At 60.5% G+C, this 19,211-nt stretch carries 16 protein-coding genes; 9 read left to right on the top strand and 7 right to left on the bottom strand.

Features of this window, described 5'->3' with window-relative positions; genetic code table 11:
- Nucleotides 1-6: 6 nt before the first annotated feature.
- The 4 genes from B5D49_RS03165 to B5D49_RS14700 form a co-directional block, all read right to left on the bottom strand.
- Nucleotides 7-1,290: an ArgE/DapE family deacylase gene (locus tag B5D49_RS03165; protein WP_159447120.1), complete on the bottom strand. Its 1,284-nt coding sequence runs from the start codon at nucleotides 1,288-1,290 to the stop codon at nucleotides 7-9.
- A 68-nt stretch (nucleotides 1,291-1,358) separates the two neighbouring features.
- Complete coding sequence (locus B5D49_RS03170) at nucleotides 1,359-2,009, bottom strand: 3-oxoacid CoA-transferase subunit B (RefSeq protein WP_078716205.1); 651 nt, start codon at nucleotides 2,007-2,009, stop codon at nucleotides 1,359-1,361.
- Entirely contained in the window at nucleotides 1,993-2,715 is a 723-nt protein-coding gene (locus B5D49_RS03175) for a CoA transferase subunit A (protein ID WP_078716206.1), read from the bottom strand. Before B5D49_RS03175 ends, B5D49_RS03170 begins: the two co-directional genes overlap by 17 nt.
- Before the next feature lie 40 nt (nucleotides 2,716-2,755).
- A complete protein-coding gene (locus B5D49_RS14700; RefSeq protein WP_144019096.1) occupies nucleotides 2,756-5,086 on the bottom strand; it encodes an aminotransferase class III-fold pyridoxal phosphate-dependent enzyme in 2,331 nt (776 codons plus the stop codon).
- 489 nt (nucleotides 5,087-5,575) lie between these two features.
- Here B5D49_RS14700 and B5D49_RS03185 point away from each other — a divergent pair, with 489 nt between their 5' ends.
- From B5D49_RS03185 to B5D49_RS03225, 9 genes are all read left to right on the top strand, one after another.
- On the top strand, nucleotides 5,576-6,445 hold the full coding sequence (locus B5D49_RS03185) for an ABC transporter permease (protein ID WP_078716207.1): 870 nt from the start codon (nucleotides 5,576-5,578) through the stop codon (nucleotides 6,443-6,445).
- 12 nt (nucleotides 6,446-6,457) lie between these two features.
- Nucleotides 6,458-7,249: an ABC transporter permease gene (locus B5D49_RS03190; RefSeq protein ID WP_078716208.1), complete on the top strand. Its 792-nt coding sequence runs from the start codon at nucleotides 6,458-6,460 to the stop codon at nucleotides 7,247-7,249.
- Nucleotides 7,250-7,350: 101 nt separating this feature from the next.
- Nucleotides 7,351-8,520 carry an extracellular solute-binding protein gene (locus tag B5D49_RS03195; RefSeq protein WP_078716419.1) on the top strand — a complete coding sequence of 390 codons (1,170 nt, stop codon included), beginning with the start codon at nucleotides 7,351-7,353 and terminating at the stop codon, nucleotides 8,518-8,520.
- A gap of 149 nt (nucleotides 8,521-8,669) precedes the next feature.
- Nucleotides 8,670-9,890 (top strand): ABC transporter ATP-binding protein, encoded by a 1,221-nt coding sequence (locus B5D49_RS03200; protein ID WP_200806763.1) that lies wholly within the window; start codon nucleotides 8,670-8,672, stop codon nucleotides 9,888-9,890.
- A 127-nt stretch (nucleotides 9,891-10,017) separates the two neighbouring features.
- Entirely contained in the window at nucleotides 10,018-11,085 is a 1,068-nt protein-coding gene (locus B5D49_RS03205) for a proline racemase family protein (protein WP_078716210.1), read from the top strand.
- Nucleotides 11,082-12,722: an amidohydrolase gene (locus B5D49_RS03210; RefSeq protein WP_078716211.1), complete on the top strand. Its 1,641-nt coding sequence runs from the start codon at nucleotides 11,082-11,084 to the stop codon at nucleotides 12,720-12,722. Before B5D49_RS03205 ends, B5D49_RS03210 begins: the two co-directional genes overlap by 4 nt.
- Nucleotides 12,723-13,002: 280 nt before the next feature.
- On the top strand, nucleotides 13,003-14,190 hold the full coding sequence (locus B5D49_RS03215; protein ID WP_144019098.1) for an ABC transporter substrate-binding protein: 1,188 nt from the start codon (nucleotides 13,003-13,005) through the stop codon (nucleotides 14,188-14,190).
- Nucleotides 14,187-16,202 (top strand): ATP-binding protein, encoded by a 2,016-nt coding sequence (locus tag B5D49_RS03220; protein ID WP_078716212.1) that lies wholly within the window; start codon nucleotides 14,187-14,189, stop codon nucleotides 16,200-16,202. Before B5D49_RS03215 ends, B5D49_RS03220 begins: the two co-directional genes overlap by 4 nt.
- Nucleotides 16,203-16,363: 161 nt before the next feature.
- Entirely contained in the window at nucleotides 16,364-17,056 is a 693-nt protein-coding gene (locus B5D49_RS03225; protein WP_078716213.1) for a response regulator, read from the top strand.
- Between the two features lie 9 nt (nucleotides 17,057-17,065).
- Here B5D49_RS03225 and B5D49_RS03230 read toward each other — a convergent pair whose 3' ends face one another.
- The 3 genes from B5D49_RS03230 to B5D49_RS03240 form a co-directional block, all read right to left on the bottom strand.
- Complete coding sequence (locus tag B5D49_RS03230) at nucleotides 17,066-17,689, bottom strand: peroxiredoxin (protein WP_078716214.1); 624 nt, start codon at nucleotides 17,687-17,689, stop codon at nucleotides 17,066-17,068.
- Nucleotides 17,686-18,252: a TlpA family protein disulfide reductase gene (locus B5D49_RS03235; RefSeq protein ID WP_159447121.1), complete on the bottom strand. Its 567-nt coding sequence runs from the start codon at nucleotides 18,250-18,252 to the stop codon at nucleotides 17,686-17,688. Before B5D49_RS03235 ends, B5D49_RS03230 begins: the two co-directional genes overlap by 4 nt.
- 224 nt (nucleotides 18,253-18,476) lie before the next feature.
- A complete protein-coding gene (locus B5D49_RS03240) occupies nucleotides 18,477-19,211 on the bottom strand; it encodes a 4Fe-4S dicluster domain-containing protein (RefSeq protein WP_078716216.1) in 735 nt (244 codons plus the stop codon).

Raw genomic sequence — 19,211 nt, forward strand, 5'->3', positions numbered from 1 at the left:
GTTGTGTTATTCCACGAGTCCGCACCAGCGGGCCGCGAACAGGGCGTAGGCCCGGGCCGTATGCAGCACGCTTTCCAGGTTCACGCGTTCGTCCGGGCCGTGGATGCGTTCGGCCACCGGCCCATAGCAGCAGCCCCGGGCCGTACCGTGGGAGTAAAAGGCACGCAGGTCCGTGGTGCAGGTGGATATGTATTCCTGCGCATGCTGCCCGGTGAGGTCGCGATGGCACTCATTCAGGGTGGCCAGGGGTGGAGCCTGGCGGGATTCGATATGCCCGTCGGACCGGAATCCGTAAAAATCCACTTCCGGCGGGTTGGCCTCCAGCCAGGGATCCTGTTTGGCGGCCCGGGCCACGGTTTGTACCACACGGGCGCGAATGTCCTCGAAGCCTTGGCCGGGTGGATAAGCCATGCGGCAGTGGAATTCGGCTGAGGCCGGCACTGTGGACGGCCAGTCCCCGCTTTTCAGAACGCCCACGTTGAGATGCAGAGGGTGATCCATGTCGTCGTATGGTGGCGGAAGGGGAGCGTTGTTGCACTCCTGTTCCAGCTCCCGCAGAGCCTGGATCAGTGGGAAACATTTTTCCAGGGCGTTGGCTCCGGTGTCGGCCTCCTGGACGTGTACGGGGCGTCCGCCCACAACAATGCGGAACCAGAGCACGCCCACCTGGGCCGTGAGCAGACGGGGACCAAAGGGTTCGGGGATGAGCACCGCGTCCGCGTCCACTCCGGCGGCGCGGCAGGCCAGCGCACCGTTGCCCGAGCATTCCTCCTCGATGACTGTTTCGATGATCAGGGGGGCGGCCAGACCGAATCCTGCTTTGCGTAGGGCATGGGCCGCATAGGTCATGGCTGCCACGCCCGATTTCATATCGCCGCTGCCCCGGCCGTACATCCAGCCGTCCTCCACTTCGGGCCGGAAGGGATCACGGGTCCAAAGGTCCAGCGGTTCCGGGCTGACCACATCCAAATGACCGTTGAACACGGCGCTTCGGCCGTCCAGACCTTCCGGAGCGGTATGGTCCGGCTCCAGCCGGGCCACAACGTTCCAGCGGTCGTGTTCGGCCCAGGGGACCGGGGCGAATCCGGGGTGTACGCTCAGGGCGGTATAGTCGATGGGGACATGCCGCAAAGGGAGGTCCAACCGGCTGAGTTCATCGGCCATGAGCCGCAGGGCGCCTTTTTCATGCCCCACGGTGCTGGGTTGGGCCACCAGTCGGGCCGTGAAATCAAACAGATCGTCCTCCAGGGACGTCACGGTATCCAGAATTTTTTGTTCCTTGGTGTTCAAGCGCCTTCCTTGGGTTCCGGTGGCAAATTGTCCGCTGGTCGCGGGGCATGGCGGCATGGGGGCATGGATCAGAAACGGGGCGGGTCGTCCTCGGGCAGAATGACCCGGGCCTCAGTCTTGTCCAAAACGTCCTCCGGCCGGACGCCGTGGGCCAGTTCTCGCAGAAGCAGTCCCTGGGGCGTGGGATCCAGCACGGCCAGTTCCGTGATGATCCGGTGCACGCAGGCTTTGGCCGTGACGGGCAGAGTGCAGGAGCGCAGGAGTTTGGGCGCACCGGACCGCGTGGTGTGGGTGGTGGTCACGATGACGCGGCGGGCCTTTTGGGCCAGTTCCATGCCACCGCCAATGCCTGGGGCAAATTTTCCAGGGATGATCCAGTTGGCAAGGTCGCCGTTTTCCGCCACTTCCAGCGCACCGAGCACAGCCACGTCCAGCCGCCCGCCGCGGACCAGTGCAAAGGAGAGCGCGGAATCGAAAAATGCCGCACCGGAGCGGACGGCGATGTAATCCCCTCCCGAATCGATGAGCGCGGGATGAGCCTGACACGCCGGGCAGCGCGGACCCATGCCCAGGACGCCGTTCTCGCTGTGTACGAAGATCTCCAGATCCTCGGGTGTATGGTTCAGCAGCAGGGTGGGCAGTCCGATGCCCAGGTTGACCACCTGGCCGTTTTGCAGTTCCCGGGCGGCGCGTTTGGCGATTTTATGTTTGGGCGACATGATGCTTGAGCACTCCGTAGTCTGACAGGGTGGTGTCCGCCGGTACGACATGGTCCACGAACGCACCCGGGAGGTGAATATGGTCCGGATCCAGTTCGCCGATGTCCACGATTTCCAGCGCCTCCACGATGACGAGGTCGGCTGCCGTGGCCATGAGCGGATTGAAGTTGCGTGCGGTTTTTTCAAATACCAGGTTGCCCCAGCGGTCGGCCCGGGCAGCGTGAATCAGGGCGGCATCCGCCCGCAGGGACGGTTCCACGATGCAGGTTTGCCCCTGAAATTCCATGGTTTGTCGCTTTTCCCGCAGGATGGTGTCCAGGCCGATATCCGTCAGGATTCCGGTCAGCCCGGCACCTGCGGCGCGGATTTTTTCGGCCAGCAGCCCCTGGGGATGCATTTCCACTTCCAGTTCCCCCTGGTTCATCATCTCGATGACCGCGCTGTTAAGCCCCATGTGCGAGACAACGAACCGACGGGCGCAGCCCGCTTCCATGAGCGTGGATACGCCGATGCCCTGTTCGTTGGCGTCGTTTTTAATCACGGTCAGACCGTGCGGAGCGCGTTGCAACAGGGCGGCCAGCAAGGTGAAGGGCGTCCCCGGTGAGCCGAATCCGCCCACCATGACGGAACTGTTGTTCGCGATGCGGGCCAGGGTCGTGGCAGGGTCCGTGGTTTTGTCGATGGCGGGGGGCAATGTGGGGGGCATGGCGCGGCCTCCGTTGCGGTTGTGCGGTTCAGGAGAAAAATCAGCGATAATAGGGCGTGGCGGGCGTAGGGCCGGAGGCGCGTTCCTCGGCCAGGGTCGTTTCCAGGGCGTTCAGATGGTCGGCCGTCCGGGTCAGCGCCTTATCCAGTTTTTCCAGAAGCTCGGCGATTTGCGCCTCCCGCACGATCAGGGGGGGCGCCACGAGCACATGGTCGCCGTAGAGTCCGTTGATGGATCGGCGGGGATAAATCAGCAGGCCGTCGGCAAAGGCGTTGTCCGTGAGCAGCATGGCCGCGTTCCATTCCGGGGGGAAGGGCTCCCGGGTTTGTGGGTCGCGCACCAGTTCCAGGGCCGTGAGCAGTCCCAGGCCGCGCACCTCGCCGATAAAGCGGTGCTTGCGACCGAGCCGATTCAAGCCTTTGAGCAGGATTTTTCCCATGCGGTCCGCGTTTTCCGGGAGCTTGTCCTCCATGATGACGCGAAGCACCTCCTGCCCCACGGCGCAGGCCATGGGGTTACCCGCATAGGTATGGCCGTGGGCGAATCCGCCGCGCCGGACCACGACATCCACGATCTCATCCGTGGTCAGGATGGCCCCGAGGGGATAGTAGCCCGAGGCAATGCCCTTGGACAGGGCCACCACATCGGCTTGCACCCCCCAATGTTCGTAGGCGAAGAGTTTTCCGGTACGGCCGAATCCGGTCATGACTTCGTCCAGCACAAGGAAAATGCCGTATTTACGGCAGATGTGCTGGATGATGCCGAAATATTCGTCCGGCGGCACCAGAGCGCCGGTGCTGGCCCCGCCCACGGGTTCCACCACAAAGGCCGCAATATTATCCGGTCCCTGTTCCAGCACGGTTTTTTCCAACGCCCAGGCGCACTCCAGCTCACAGTCCGGATATTGCTTGTGGTACACGCAGCGGTAGCAGGTGGGGGCCGGAATTTTGGGATTGTCCCGCACCAGGGGTTTGAAGGCCACTTCCAGAGGGGCGTAGGACGTCAGGGACAGGGCGCCCAGGGTGGAGCCGTGGTAGGCGGGCACCCGGCTGACGAACTTGTACCGCGACCCTTCCCCGAGATTGAAGAAATACTGACGGCAGACCTTCATGGCCGATTCCACGGCCTCGGAACCGCCGGAAACGAAAAAGACCCGGTTCAGGTGGGGAGCGGAATGCTCCACGAGCTGCCGGGCCAGCTCCTGCGAGGGGCGGTTTTCGAACTGGGTGCGGTAGGCGAAGAAGGTTTGGCGGGACTGGCGTTCCACCGCGGCAATGACACGGCGGTTGCCATGGCCGATGTTATTCACCACGGCCCCGGAACATCCGTCCAGATACTGCTTGCCCCGCGTGTCCCACATGTAGATGCCTTCGGCTCCGGCAATGATGGGCTGTTCCTTCTTGGTTTGGTAAAAAAGGTATTTTTCCTGGTCCGGATACGCGGCCAATTCCCCTGGATGCCGTTTGAAGAGGTCTGGGTGCGCTTCGTGGAAGCGGGCCAGTTTTTCCACGGGCGTGAGGCGTCCCATGGTCATCAGGGGGATGTGGTTGTTGTAGACGTGGGCGTGGGCCAGCAGTTTTTTTTCGATCTCCTCGGACGAGGCAAAGGAGGAAGGCTGCGAGGCTGTGGTCCCTGCGTGGTCGGGCAGAGGCTGGTGCGATTCCTGGGTGCGGGCCGGATAGGTGACGTGCTCCACGCCAAGCTCCTCGCAGGCCAGGCCAAAGGGATCGGGGTCTTCCTCGGCCGGGCGGAACAGGGGGCGGTCCGCCGTGAGTATCCGGCGCAGATGAAAGGGCGCTCCGTCTGAAAGGTCGCGTAAGAATGCGGCCGCCTCCTCAGGGGATCCGTCTTCCCGAGCTTCCAGGAAGAGCCAGCCCGAGGAGCGGTCCACGGCCATGAACAGATGTTTCCGGAATTCCTCATGCTGCACCCGGGGCAGGGTGCGCTCATGCACCCGCATGAACCCTGGAAGATAGGACTTGTATTCGCGCAGTACGCGGCGGTGTTCCTCAGGATCGGGTACCAGGTCGGCGATGCGGCAGACGCCGTGACGTCGCAGGAGCCGGTCCAGTGACGAACGGGAACAGGATGGCTGAATGAACATGCGCACCACGGCGAGCAGATCGTCCAGGGAGAGGAGCATGGAGCGCCTGATTTCCACGATGAGCGCCTGTTGGTCCGGGGTGAAGGAGGTGCGCGAGGGACGGGCGCGCCGATTTTCCTCGTAGCCTTCGGCGCGTTTTCGCCATTTGCGTACCGTGGACTCGCTGAGGCCCAGCTCCCGCGCCAATTTGGGGACGGATTTTTGCGATTCTCCGATGTATTTCCTGATGGCGGGGGTGGTTCGTTTTTTACGAAGCGTGAAGACCATTCGAAACTCCGGTAGGTGTGCCGATCTCTTTTCGACACGTAATTTCAAAAAAAGCAATTACAGGTCGAAATCCAGACCTGTACTCGTATTCTGTCGATGGTAAACGTGGTTCATTTGACGAAAGCGTTGTAAGGCGATTTTTAGTCAGTCTGCCTTGGGTAACTATTTTTCAAGAATCTAACAGAAAATTCAAAAAAATCAAAATAGTTCTTTTGAACGTATGCAACCGTAGGATTCCTAACGTTTCGCTTAAGTTGTGTTGAAAAGCTGAAAATGATTTTTGTAGTGATAAAATAGGTAAAAATTTTTTTGATTTTTGAAAAAATGAGTTTAAAAAAAGTGCTGAATGGTCCTCCAATAATATGTATGAGACAAAAAAAGGAATATGACCTTGACTTAATTTAAAAATCCACCTAGTAACAAACAACCCATTAACAAAAATGTTAGTTCAGAGTACCTCCGAATCGGGGGTGGAGAGAAGTTGTTCCCATGAATGAAAATCAGCACTCCCGCTGGCGACCCTGGGCGTTGCTGGCTCCCTCGCTTAGCGCCGTCTTCCTGCTGCTCGTGGTCCCCGTTTGTTTTATCGTGGTGTACAGTTTTTGGCTTCGCGCCCCGTCGGGGGCGGATATTGTGGCCTTCCAGTTCGGCAACTATGCAAAGTTCTTCCAGGATTTTTTCTATCCCTCCATTCTGTTGCGTACCATTCGCGTGAGCCTGGAGTGCGTATTCCTCTGCCTGGTCATGGGCTACATCCCGGCCTATTTTTTCTATCGCAGCAAAACGCGATTCAAGTCTTTGCTCATGCTTCTGATCATGCTGCCGTTTTGGATCAGCTTCATCATCCGGACCCTGTCCTGGATCAATATCCTGGGCGACACGGGCCTGATCAACTATCTGCTGGTATCCGCCGGGATCATCCAGGAGCCTTTCGGCATGCTCTACAACGAGGGAGCCGTGCTCATGGGGCTGATCCAGTATCTTTTGCCGTTCATGATCCTGAATATCTACGTGAGTCTGGAAGGCATCGACCGGAGTCTGCTCGAGGCGGCCCGGTCCATGGGCTGCACCGAATGGCAGGCCTTTCGCGAGGTGACGCTGCCTCTGTCCCTGCCCGGGGTGAGCGCAGGCAGTCTGCTGGTTTTCGTGCTGTCCGCGGGAACGTATCTGCCGCCCATGATCCTGGGCGGACCGGGTAACGAGATGATCGCCAACCTGATTTTCAAGCGGGTCATCGGCACGTTGGACTGGCCGTTCGGCTCGGCCATCAGCGTGATTCTGCTGCTCCTGGTGGGCACCATCGTCTGGACCTACAATCGCTATCTGGGCATCAACCAGGTCTTCAAGGCCATGCAATAGGGCGGTATCCGAATGTTCAAAATCACCGGCTGGTCTCTAATCCGGCTCTACACGACCCTGGTCTACGTATTCATGTTCGCCCCCATCGCCGTGGTGGTGATCCTTTCCTTCAATCCGCAGCAGTTCGGATCCTTCCCCATGGACGGGTTCAGCCTGCGCTGGTACGCGGAATTGGCAGGCAATGCCGACATTCTGGAGGCATTCGGCAATTCCCTGGTGTTGGGGGGGCTGACGGCCATCTGCACCACGGCTGTGGCCATTCCCGCAGCAATGGCGTTCGTACGGTACGACTTTCCCGGCAAGAACAGCCTGAATACCCTGCTGTTGGCACCCATCATGGTTCCGGAGGTGATTCTGGGCGTGGCCCTGCTGCTGTTCATGCGCTGGCTCCAGCAGCCCAAGAGCTTCGCCATGCTGCTCATCGGCCACGTGGTCATCACCCTGCCGTACGTGCTGCTGGTGGTGCAGGCCCGGCTCGTGGGCATCCGCACCGACTATGAGGAAGCGGCCAAGTCGCTGGGGGCCAATCCGCTGCAAACGTTCCGCGAGATCACCTTTCCGTTGCTTATGCCCGCCATCCTGGCCGGAATGCTGTTCTCGTTCACCATTTCATTTGACGACATCACGGCCACACTGTTTTGGGCCACTGCCGGCAATCAGACCGTGCCGGTGAAAATTTTCGGCATGCTTCGCAACTCCATCAGTCCCGAGATCAACGCGTTGGGCGCGGTCATGATCGTGCTCACTGTTTCCACGCCGCTTTTGGCCGGGTATCTGGCCCGCCGGTTTGCGCGCGGAGGTTGATGGAGACGGGATCCTGCCCGGAGCGGCAAAGCGCGACGACGTCCCCCCGGGGCGCAACGCATGCCCGGCTGAACCGGGCCAAATTCAGAGGAGGACACATCATGGACGACCACAAAGGCAAGGAGTGGAGCAGGCGGCTAAACGACGTACACGCCCGGTACCAGGCCGGCCACGTCTCTCGACGCGATTTTTTACGGTTCCTGGGTATCGCGGGCGCTGCCGCAGGGTTGTGCGGCGGTCCCTTCGGCTTGTTGCGTTCGGCGCAGGCGGCTCAGTCCATCCGTTTCGACGGCTGGGGAGGCACCACCTCGGAAGCCTTCCGCACGTATGCGTTCGAACCGTTCACCAAGGCCACGGGCATTGACGTCATTGACGGCGAGTTCGGCAACATGGACTCCTACCTCACCCGAGTGAAGGCCTCGTATCCTCCGGGAGGCGAATTCAACCTGGCGCACCTCTCCGGCGTGTTTGACTACGCGCGGTATGTGGGGTTGGGATTCCATTCCGAGTTGGACGAGAGCGGCATCCCCAATCTGGCCAATGTCATGACCGCCATGGTCGAGCCGTACCGGGCCATCACGCCGAAGAGTCTGTCCGCTGTTCCCTACGATCTGGGGCAGACCGGCATCGCCTACAACACCAAATACGTGTCCAAGGAACAGGCCGAGAAACTGGGCGCGGGATTGCTTTTTGACGAACGTCTCAAGGGCAAGCTCGGTTCCTGGACAGACTGGCGCACCAACATTTGGTACGCGGCCCTGGCCACGGGCCAAAGCCCCAACGACATCACCGACCTGGATAAGGTCTGGGCCGCGCTCCGCAAGCAGCGCGACCTGGTCAAGAAGTACTGGGGATCCGGTGCGGAGCTTATGAGTCTTTTGGCCAACGAGGAAATCTATGCCACTCCGGCCTGGTCCGGACGTGTGGCGCACTTGCAGGAGCAGGGGCATCCCATCGGCTATCTGCAGCCCGAGGGAACGTATTCCTGGCAGGAGTGCATCTTTGTGCTCAAGGGGTCGGATACGGATGTGGCGCAGCAGCTGCTCAACTACATGCTGGAGCCGGAAGCGGCCGTGGCCGTGGCAGAGGCCCAGAAATATCCGCCATCCCTGGATCCCACCAAGGTGGAGCTGTCCGACACCGTGCGTGCGCTGCCTGCCTTCGACCCCACGGGCAAGCTGGACGGATATCTGTTTGGTGTTCCCGAATATTGGAATGGGCATCAACTGGAATGGGCCGAGATGTGGGACCGCATCATGGCCGGAGCCTAAGAGCCTTTTGTTCGGAGCCTGGCGGCTTTTCCGGCGGAGCGAATGTTCGGCCGGAGCCTGTCGCCACAGCGGCCTGAATCGCAAACATGACGTGGAGGTCCGCAACGGGCGGGCCTCCCTTTCCCCAACACAACCAAAGGAAAACATTCGTGCAGAACCACAGTCCCGACACTCGGCACAGTTCCCATGCCCCGCACGTTCCGCAAGCGTCCGGTTCTTCCGGGGCCGTACCCGAGGCGGCCGCGTCCCCCTCCCGGGACGCTGTCGGCCATGAGCCAGCCGTGCGGCTCCAGGGGTTGATGAAGCGTTTCGGCAAGACCGTGGCCGTGCAGGAAACCGACCTGACCATTGAAACCGGCGAACTGGTGACCCTGCTCGGTCCTTCCGGATGTGGAAAGACCACCATCCTGCGCATGATTGCCGGGTTGGAGACTCCCACCAAAGGGGACATCTACATCAAGGGCCGCCGCATCAACGATACGCCCATCCATAAACGGAATTTGGGCATGATCTTTCAGAACTACGCCCTGTTTCCCCATAAGACCATTTTCGAGAACGTGGCCTTTGGTCTCAAATATCGCAACGTCTCCCGCGAGGAGATGCGTGAAAAAGTTGCCCAGGCACTGGAAATGGTGCGTTTGCCGGGCGTGGAAAAACGCTACGCCTCCCAGCTTTCCGGAGGCCAGCAGCAGCGTATCGCCCTGGCCAGGGCCATTGTCATCGAGCCGGATGTGCTGCTCATGGATGAACCGCTTTCCGCACTGGATGAGAAGCTTCGTGAGGAAATGCGCATGGAGATCGACAACATCCAGCAGCAGCTCAACCTCACCACCCTGTTCGTGACGCACGACCAGCGCGAGGCCTTGTCCATGTCCAACAAGATCGTGGTGATGAAGGACGGGCGTAAGCAGCAGGAAGGTACGCCCGAGGACGTGTACGATTATCCCGACAACTATTTCGTGGCCGACTTTCTGGGACACGCCAATTTTTTCGATGCCAGGGTGCTGGAAGTGCTGGACAACGACCAGGTACGCGTGCGTATCGCCGAGGGGCTGGAGTTCACGGCAGACCATGTGGGACGCTGGCGCCAGGGGCAGGACGTGCATTTGGTCATGCGCGCGCAAAAGATCAACGTGACCAGCCCGGACCTTGCCGACGAGGAACTGGAGTCCACGGACTTGAATTATTACCCCGGTAAGATTTACGATCGCAGTTACATGGGCGGGGAAACCAGCTATTTTGTCGAACTGGCCAATGGCGTGCGTCTGCACATCATCAGCATGGTCCGCCGTCGGCCCCATCGCATTGGAGATGAAGTGGTCCTGCATGTGCCGGCCAGGCATTGCGGCCTGCTTCCCCGGGAGGCGTAGCTCCGTCCCGGACAAGCCCGAAGTGCCTCGGTCCGACCGGTATCGTACCCAGGCGAGAAGACCACGCAGCCACCTGCAACCGCGCCGCACGGTTCCCGTGGACCGGGCGGCTTTGGCGTGAGGACGCATGGACCTGACACGCATTGAGGCGGCCTTTGCCGGGCGTTGGCCCGGTGAATTGCTGACAGTGGATTCCCACACCGCCGGAGAAGGCACCCGGCTCATCGTGGGCGGCGTGCCGCATCTCGCCGGAATGACCATGGCCCAGAAGCGGACCGCCTTCATGGAACAGCACGACCGCATACGCCTGCTGCTCACCCGTGAACCACGCGGCCATCGCGATTTGTTGGCCGCGGTGGTGACGGAACCCTGCACTCCAGGGGCGGACTTCGGCCTTATCTATATGGATGCCAAGCGGTATCCCCAATTGTGCGGGCATGCCACCATCGGTGCGGTGACGACCCTCATCGAATGCGGGGCATTGCCTGTGTTCGGCGGCGACGAGGTGCGCGTGGTCGTGGACACGCCTTCCGGTCCCATGCCCTGCACCGCGCGGATGCGGGCCGGACGCGTGGAGTCCGTGGCGTTTCGTTCGGTACCAGCGTTTGTTTGGGAGCAGAACGCGCCTTTGGACTTGACCGGGCTGCAACCCCGTGGTTGCCCCCCGCTGGGCATGGTGCACGCGGATACGGTCTGTGTGGGCGGCTTTTTCGTCATGATCGACGAACGCTCCGTGGGCATTGAATTGCGGGCGGACAACGGCCCGCGGTTGGTGGAATTGGGCATGCGCATCATTGAAGAGGCCAACCGGCAATTTACCGTCCGCCACCCGTTGCGCGGGGACGTACACACCGTGGACGTGGTGGAATTTTATGGCTCCCGGGAGACAACCGAGGGCGTGGTGGGTGTGAACGCCGTGGTATACGGGGAAGCCCATCTGGACCGCTCGCCCTGCGGTACCGGAACCACGGCCAAGTTGGCTCTGCTGCACCGGCGGGGAGAGCTGGCCGCGTACCAGCCTTACGTGAACCGCAGTTTCCTCGGCTCCACATTCACTGGCCGGGTGGTGGAAGAGTCCCTGGTGGGCGGAATTCCCGCCGTTGTGGCGGAGATTGAAGGCAGCGCGCAGGTCACGGGCCTGCATCGCTTCGTACTTGACGAAACCGACCCCTTCCCGCAAGGCTTGTTGCTGTGAGCACACCCAATCTAATTCTTTTCAACGGCGTTTTTCGTACACAGGATCCCCTGCAGGAGCGTTCCGGCACCTTGCCCACGGCGTTGGCTGTTGCGGACGGCCGTATTCTGGCCTTGGGCAGTGACGATGACGTGCGGGCGCTGGCCGGACGGCATACCCGGCTTTACGACATGGCCGGGCGGCTCGGCCTGCCCGGGTTCATGGATTCACATTTTCATTTTCACGATTGGAGCCTGTACAGTGATCTCTCGCGGGTGGGCAGTTTTGCCGGGCTTGAGCGAATTTTAGGAGAAACGGCCGCAGACCGCACCCCGGAATCCTGGATTCTCGGACATGGCTTCAATGAAACGGATTGGCCTGACGGCCGTCTGCCCGAACGGCAGGATCTGGACCGGGCCGTCCCTGGTCGTCCGGTGATCATCTGGCGATGCGACCTGCACTTGGCCGTAGCCAGTTCCCGGGCCTTGGAATTGGCCGGAGTGAACGCGGCCACGGTGGACCCGCCGGGTGGAGTGATTGCCCGGGATGCTTCCGGAAATCCCACCGGCGTCTTGCGGGAGACCGCCATCAACCTTGTGCGCGATGCGGTTCCGCCGCCCACGGATCAGGAATTGTCCACGGCCATGCTTGCGGCTCAGGCGCGGCTGCACGCCATGGGCGTTACCGGGTTGCACGATGTGCGTCTTTTTGAGGAAGCGGCCGCGGCCCGCACGGTCCGGTGTCTGCAACGACTGCATTCCGAGGGGCGGCTGCACCTGCGTACCTGGACCAGCCTGCCCGGTGAGCGGCTCGACGCCGTGGCGGACATGGGATTGCTCACAGGGTTTGGGGACGAGGTGTTGCGGCTGGGACACGTGAAATTTTTTACCGACGGCGGCATGGGGGCGCGTACCGCGTACCTGACCGGGTCGTATCTGGATGCGGACAGGGGGCTGTTGCAGATGGAGCCTGGGGAGATCGCCCGGGTGGTGCGTACCGCGGATGCCGCGGGGTTGGCCGTGATGATGCATGCGGTGGGGGATGGGGCTGTGCGCCACGTTATCGAGGCCTTTGAAGCGTTGGAGCATTGGCGGCGTAGCCCCGAGGCCGCGCATCTCCCGGTGCCGCGCCAGATGCACCGCATGGACCATGTGCAGATGATTCGGGCCGAAGACCTGCCCCGGCTGGGACGGCTGAATGTGGCCGTGGGCATGCAGCCCAGCAATATGGTCCTGGATTTCAATCTGATTGACCGTTGCCTGGGACCGGAAGGCCGCCGCACCTACGCGTTCCGTTCCATCCTGGACAGCGGCGTGCTCACGCTTTTCAATTCGGATTGCCCGGTGAGTGATCCTGACCCGCTGCTGGGCATCCATGCTCTGGTTACCCGCCAACGCCCCGATGGAACGCCGGAGCCGGGATGGTACCCACAGGAACGCATCCGTGTGGATGAGGCCGTGCGCGGGTATACCGCTTCCCCGGCCCGGGCATACGGATGCGGCAACGAGTTGGGAACCCTGGCTCCCGGGCTGCGTGCGGACCTTTGCGTACTGGATCGGGATATCTATCGCTGCCCCCCCCGGGAGATTGCCCAGGCACGTGTGGACCTGACGATCTTTGCCGGGCGTTCCGTGTATGAACGTCCTGGGGCTGAATAAACCAAGGTTCCGGTATTTCGGATGGATACGCATCCCGCGCCGTAATTGCGTTGCCGCCAAGGCGGGCGAATTCGCGTGCGGCACTGTTTCTTGAATTTTCCTGCCGCAGCAAGTAGCGTGAACAGACGTCCCGGTTCGGTTTTCCGGTCCGGCGGCGTGCCGGTGCGTTTGGGGCGCTACGGGATCATCTTTTGCCGTTGGGGGGCGTTTGAAGGGGTCAAAATGCCGTCGTACGGGTCTGCGGTACCGATTGTCTCCGCCGGGAGTGGTTTTGCTCGGCATGATGCTGATCGTGCTGGGCATAGTGGGATGCCGAGGCCAGGGGGAATCCCAGGGCAATGTATCCATCCCGCCCGGAGTCACGGACAAGGAAATTGTGCTTGGGTCGTCCCTGGCCCTGACCGGTCATGCCGGGTATCTTGGTACCCAGACACTGCGCGGGGCCGAGGCATACCTGCGACAGGTCAACGAAGAAGGCGGCGTCCACGGACGACGCATCCGCATTCTGGCCCGGGACGACGCCTATGATCCGCCCCGTTGTCTGGCCAACACCCAGCAATTCATCATCAACCGTGAGGTGTTCGGGCTGTTTTGCTACGTTGGCACGCCCACCACGCTGAAAGCCCTGCCCATGGTGGATGAGGCACGTATTCCCTTGTTGGGAGTGTTCACCGGTGCCAATGCCCTGCGAGAGCCGTTCAACCGGTACGTGATCAATATCCGTGCTTCCTATTATGAAGAAACCCTGGCCGCGGTCCATCATCTGGTGGAAGATTTGGGATTTACGCGAATTGCCGTGTTTTACCAGTATGATGCTTATGGATTTGACGGGCTGGTGGGAGCCGAGCTGGCGCTTCAGGATTTCGGTCTGGAACCGGTGGCGCGCGGATCCTACATCCGCGGCACCCAGAATGTGGAAGAAGGTCTGGCCCGCATTCGTGATTCCGAGGCCGAAGCTGTGGTCATGGTGGGAACGTACGGCGCCTGTGCCCGATTCATTCGCAGGGCCGGGGAACTGGGCTTTGATCCGGTGTTTTATAATGTGTCCTTTGTTGGAGCCGAGGCCTTGGCGCGTCGGCTGGGAACCAATCATGCCCAGAAGGTGATCATGTCCCAGGTGGTGCCGCCGGTTCCCCGTGGGCGCCAACCGTTGCAGAGCAGCGGTGTGGATGTGGAGTATGTGCGGGCGCTGCAACGGTTTTTCCCAGGGGAACCTGCCAGCTTTGCCGGGCTGGAAGGGTATCTCAATGCCCGTATTCTGGTGGAGGGGTTGCGCCGGGCCGGACCGCATCTGACCCGGGAGGGGTTTTTGGACGCCATCGAATCCATCCGGGGGATGCGGCTTTCCCCGGACTTGGTCTTTACTTTCGGTCCCCGCGATCACCAGGGCATGGATCAGGTTTACTTCACCCGACTGGTGGAGGGGCGGTTTGAGCTTTTCGAAGACTGGGAAGTGTTGCACCCATGAAATCGAAGAAGCGGTTCATCGAGCGGGTCCACGCCCTGTTTTCCCGTCTGAGTCTGCGGAACAAGCTGCTCGGCTCCATGCTGGTGGCCGTCTTGTTTATCAGTATCGGAATCGCGTTCGTGGCTCGCTGGATTCTGGTTTCCTCCCTGACCAATGAGCTGGAGATGCGCGGCAGCGCCATTGCCCATTCCGTGGCCGAGCGGGGGGCCAGTTATCTTTTGGACAATGACGTGCCGCCGTTGTTGAGCCTGATTTTCGATGAAGTGCGCCTGCATGAGCGGCGCGATCTGATTTCCTACATTTTTATTGAGAACCAGGACGGCATGGTCCTGGCGCACACCTTGACCCGGCGCCTGCCTGACTCGTTGCGCCGCAATCGTCTTCCAGCGGACGCTTCCGAGAGTATTCGTCTTTTACGCGATGACGACCGCTGGATCTACGACATAGCGGTTCCCATCAATGAAGGGTTGTACCGCATCGGCGCGGTTCATGTGGGCCTGAGCAAGGACCACATCGACAACCTGGTGGGCAAGCTGCGCTTGACGTTTTTCGGGTTCATCTCTGGCGTGATCCTCGTTGCCCTGGGCATCAGCAGCGGCATGACCCGGCATATCGCCAGGCCGTTGACCCGGCTAACCGGGTTGGCCGACGAAATCAGCCGGGGCAATTTCGATGTTCCGCTGGCCGTAAACGGGGAATCGGATTGGGATACCAGCGCTTGCCCCGCGTATACCAATACCGACCTTCCCTGCTGGCATCTGGACCAGTCCACGTTTTCCGGGGAAGTGCGGCGGTGCGCGCATTGCGCTTTCTATCACGAAGTCAAAGGCGATGAATTGGTCCAGCTGGGCAATTCGTTTCGCAACATGGTTTGGAGCATCCGGCTCTACCGGCAACGGCTGCGCGAGTCCGAGGAGAAATATCGTTCCTTGTTTGATAGTGGGCCGGAACCGGTGCTTGTGGTGGATTTGGGGTCGGGCAACATCAAGGACGCCAATCCCCGGGCCGAGGAGTTGTACGGTTATGCTCCGGGCGAGATGCTCGGGCGGCCGTTCGTTTCCCTGGGACCGCAGGTCAATGCCGAATGTCTGCAACGCTTCCAGGAGGAGACCGTCTCCGGGTGTCTCTACTATCCCAAACTGGTGCATTATCGCCGTGACGGGGAACCGTTTTTCGTGAACATGCATGCCTGCCCCATTGCGTATCGCGGGCGGGCGGCCATCATTGTGGCGGCCGTGGATATTACGGAAATGATGGAAAAGGATGCCCAGCTCATTCAGGCATCCAAGATGAAGACCCTGGGTGAGATGAGCGCGGGCATGGCGCATGAGCTGAATCAGCCCCTGAACGCCATCCGCATGGGCAGCGAGTTTTTGTCCATGGCCGAGGAAGGGGTGGAGGTCGCCCCGGAGCAGCGGCGCGAGGTCTTGCGTGAAATCGGCGTGCAGGTGGATCGTGCCGCGGAAATCATCAATACGTTGCGGGCCTTCGGACGTAAGGCCGACCTTGTGCGGGAGCGTCTGGACTTGAACAAGCCGGTGCTGGCCGTGCTTTCTATGTTGCGTCGGCAGTTTGAGCTGGAAAACGTCCGGTTTGACCTGGATCTGGCCGAGGGCTTGCCGCCCGTGTATGCTCATAACAACCGGTTGCAACAGGTTTTTTTCAATTTGCTCACCAATGCCCGTGACGCCTTGGACGCCATGCGGAGTGAAGCGGCAAAGCGCGGTGTGACCATTTCGCCGTGCATCCGCATCCGCACGGGAGTTTCCGGGCGGCAGGTCTATGCCGAGGTGGAGGACAACGGTCCCGGCATTCCGGAAATGGTCCGCGCCAAGATATTCGAACCGTTTTTTACCACCAAGGAAACCGGGCAGGGCATGGGCCTGGGGCTTGCCATCACCTATGGAATCGTGAAGGATTATGGCGGTGACATCCACATTGAAGGGGAAGAGGGGAGCGGCACTGTGTTTCGGGTCATGTTCCCTTGTGCTCCGGGAGAGGATCAGGAATAGGGTGTGATTGAACACCTTGGTTTGTCAGGTGAATTTTTCGAGTTGTTGAACGTGGTCCACGGTGTCTGCGCGAAGGGTTGATATTTTTTTACGCCTTGTAAGGCACGAGTGATGAAGAGCCTGTGATGCCGTTGAACATGGCGGGCTGATAAGGAGGAGGCGTGGAAAAACGCATTTTGGTCATAGACGACGAGCAACCCACTCTGCGTATTTTTCGTATGCTGCTTGCCGTGTACGGCTATGAGGTCCATACCGCGGAAAACGGACGCGAGGGACTGGCCGTGTTTGAGGCGCAACGGCCGGATATTGTGCTCACGGACATCAAAATGCCCATCATGGACGGCATTGAGGTGCTCAAAAGTATCAAGGAAACCAACCCCTATGCTGAGGTGGTGGTCATCACCGGTCATGGGGACATTGATTTGGCATTGCAGGCGTTGCAATTCGATGCCACGGACTTCATCAACAAGCCCGTGCGTCGGGAGGTGCTGGAAAAAGCGTTAAAGCGCGCTGAGGAGCGGCTTGCCATTTCCCGCCGTCAGGAGGAGCAGATCGCCCTGGAACGCGGCACGGAGCAGGAGACCGTGGTCCGGGTGCGGGGTAATGTCTCGGCGCTTACGGTGCCGCGCTTGCGCAAGGTGTTTGCCGAGGCGTGCGACCTGGGTGCGGGGCGGCTTCGCGTCTGCTTCGATGACAACGTCTCCATCAATGGGGCGGGAATATCCGCTCTGCACGAATGTCTGCGTTCCTGCGAGGAGCATGGTTTCCGGCCGGTGCTGGAAGGGTTGGCACCCAACTTCCGCACTGTGTTCGAGATGGTGGGCATTACCCGTCTGGCGGATATGTCGTCCTGATCCGGCAGGTTATTTCTTGTCTGCTGGAGAGAGCTTTTCCACCTCCTGCATGATTTTCCCCAGTTCCGGCCGTTTGTTGATGTCGTGGACGTCCACAAAGCGAACCACGCCTTGTTTGTCGATGAGAAACAGGGCGCGCTCGCTCATGCCGTCCGAGCGCAGGATGCCGTAGCGGTTGGCCACGCCCCCGTGAGGATGGAAATCCGACAGAACGGGAAATTCCAGGCCGTGCATGGCATTTGTCCAGGCCGAGAGGCTGGGCAGGTTGTCGACGGAAATGCCGATTACCTCGGTGCCGTGTTTGCGAAACAGCGGTAGCGCCAGATTGTAGCCGGGCCATTGCCCGGAGCAGACCGGGGTCCAGGCCGCGGGAACGAAACTGAGCAGCACGTTTTGCTTTCCCCGGTAGTCCGAAAGCCGCACCATGCCGTGATGCAGGGAGGGCAGGGCGAAGTCCGGGGCCATGTCCCCGGGATGGACCTTGAGTTCGCTGTCCTGCGGTGCCAGCTTGCCAAGGTCGTAATGCCCCGGCTTGGTTGCATGGTCGGCCCGGGCGCTGTTTGCCATGGGCATGCTGGCCAGGAGTGTGAAGAGCAAAAGCAGCAACAGGTTCGTATACGGTTTTCGACTCATTGCAGGCCCGCCTTGCGCAGCATGGTGGCGAACATGGCATCCATATTGTCGGGCGCGCCTTCCACGGAGTGAATCACCTCAAGCTTTCCTGGCCCAGCATTGCGCAGCAGCAAGTAGTAGGGAGTTCCCACGTTGCCCAGCGCCGAGTGCATAGTAAAGTCGTTGTCCGGCAGTAGCGGGAACCGGGTCTGGAATTGTTCGGCGTAGACATCCACCTCATATTGGGTATTGCCGGTGCCGATACCCACAAAACGGAGTTCCTCCCAGAGGTTCGAGGAGCGGACTTCCTCGAATATCCGGTTCACTTCAGGGGCGTCCCGTTGGCAGTACGGGCAGTACATGCTGAAGATCTCCACAAAGAGAAACGGTTTGGGTACGTCCGAAAGCCGGAATGGGGTGCCGGAAATGCCGAGTTGTTCCACCATCTCCGGTTCCAGCTGGCCTTGCAGCGACAGATCCGGAAACAGGGCTGCATCCTCCTGGGCGTCGGCAGCTCCCGGACACAGCAGGCCGAGCAGCAAGGCTCCGGCCAGCAGTGCGGTCCCCAGTTGAAGCGATAACATGGCCGGGTCGGCACTTTTGGGTGATCGTCCGGCACAACGGCGGAAAAATAGGGAAGTCATAAGCCTCTCGGGGTTGAGTGAAAGAGTGTACTGCATCCTATCACGATCCGGTGGAGAAAGACAAAGACGGTCCCGGTCGGCCAATGCCGCATCCGGGACCGCTATACTCCGGACTCCCGGCGGGAACCATTCCCGCCGGAAGTTTCGGAGGTGTTCCTGTGGCGTTACGCCCGGGTCATGCGTCTGGCCGGATCGTTCATCTTGGCCAGGAACTGCTGCTTGTCCATGGGCGTGCGACGCACGGGCGAGGCGTCGGCATAGGCCGAAAGCGTGGCGTAATACTTTTCGGGAGCGAATCCAGCAAGATAGATTACGCGTACGTCTTCCGGGTCCACAAGCTGGGCTTCGGGATACTTTTCCCGGGCCTCGTTGAGGCTCTTTTCCGCCAGCTTGAGCATGTCTTCGCGGTCGCCGAAGTTCATGGTCCCGGTGGGACAGCTTTGGACACAGGCCGGGAGCAGTCCCTCCCGAACCCTGTCGATGCACATGTCGCATTTGTAGATGATCCCGGTTTCCGGATCCTGCCGCGGGATGTTGTAGGGGCAGGCGTCAAGGATGTCCTCGAAGGTTTCCTTGGCCGTGAGTTCCGTGTAGATCACGGCGCCGGTCTCCTCGTCATGGAGGATGGACCCTTCCTCATAGGTGGCCATCTGGCAGGGAGGGATCACGCAGTGCCGGCACTGCTCCGGGAAGAAGAGCCAGTGCAGATTGCCGTCCACCACCTGTTCGGAGAATCGGACCAACCGAATGGTCTTGTCCGAGAGGTCTTCCGGGTTTTGGTGCGACCCGCGGTTCACGGTTTTTTCCGCGGGGAGTTTTTTCCATTGCTTGCAGGCCACCTGGCAACCCCGGCAGGCCGTGCATTTGGTCAGGTCGACAAAGAAGGTCTTTCCGTCCAT

The sequence above is a fragment of the Paucidesulfovibrio gracilis DSM 16080 genome, from assembly GCF_900167125.1.
Taxonomy (GTDB): domain Bacteria; phylum Desulfobacterota; class Desulfovibrionia; order Desulfovibrionales; family Desulfovibrionaceae; genus Paucidesulfovibrio; species Paucidesulfovibrio gracilis.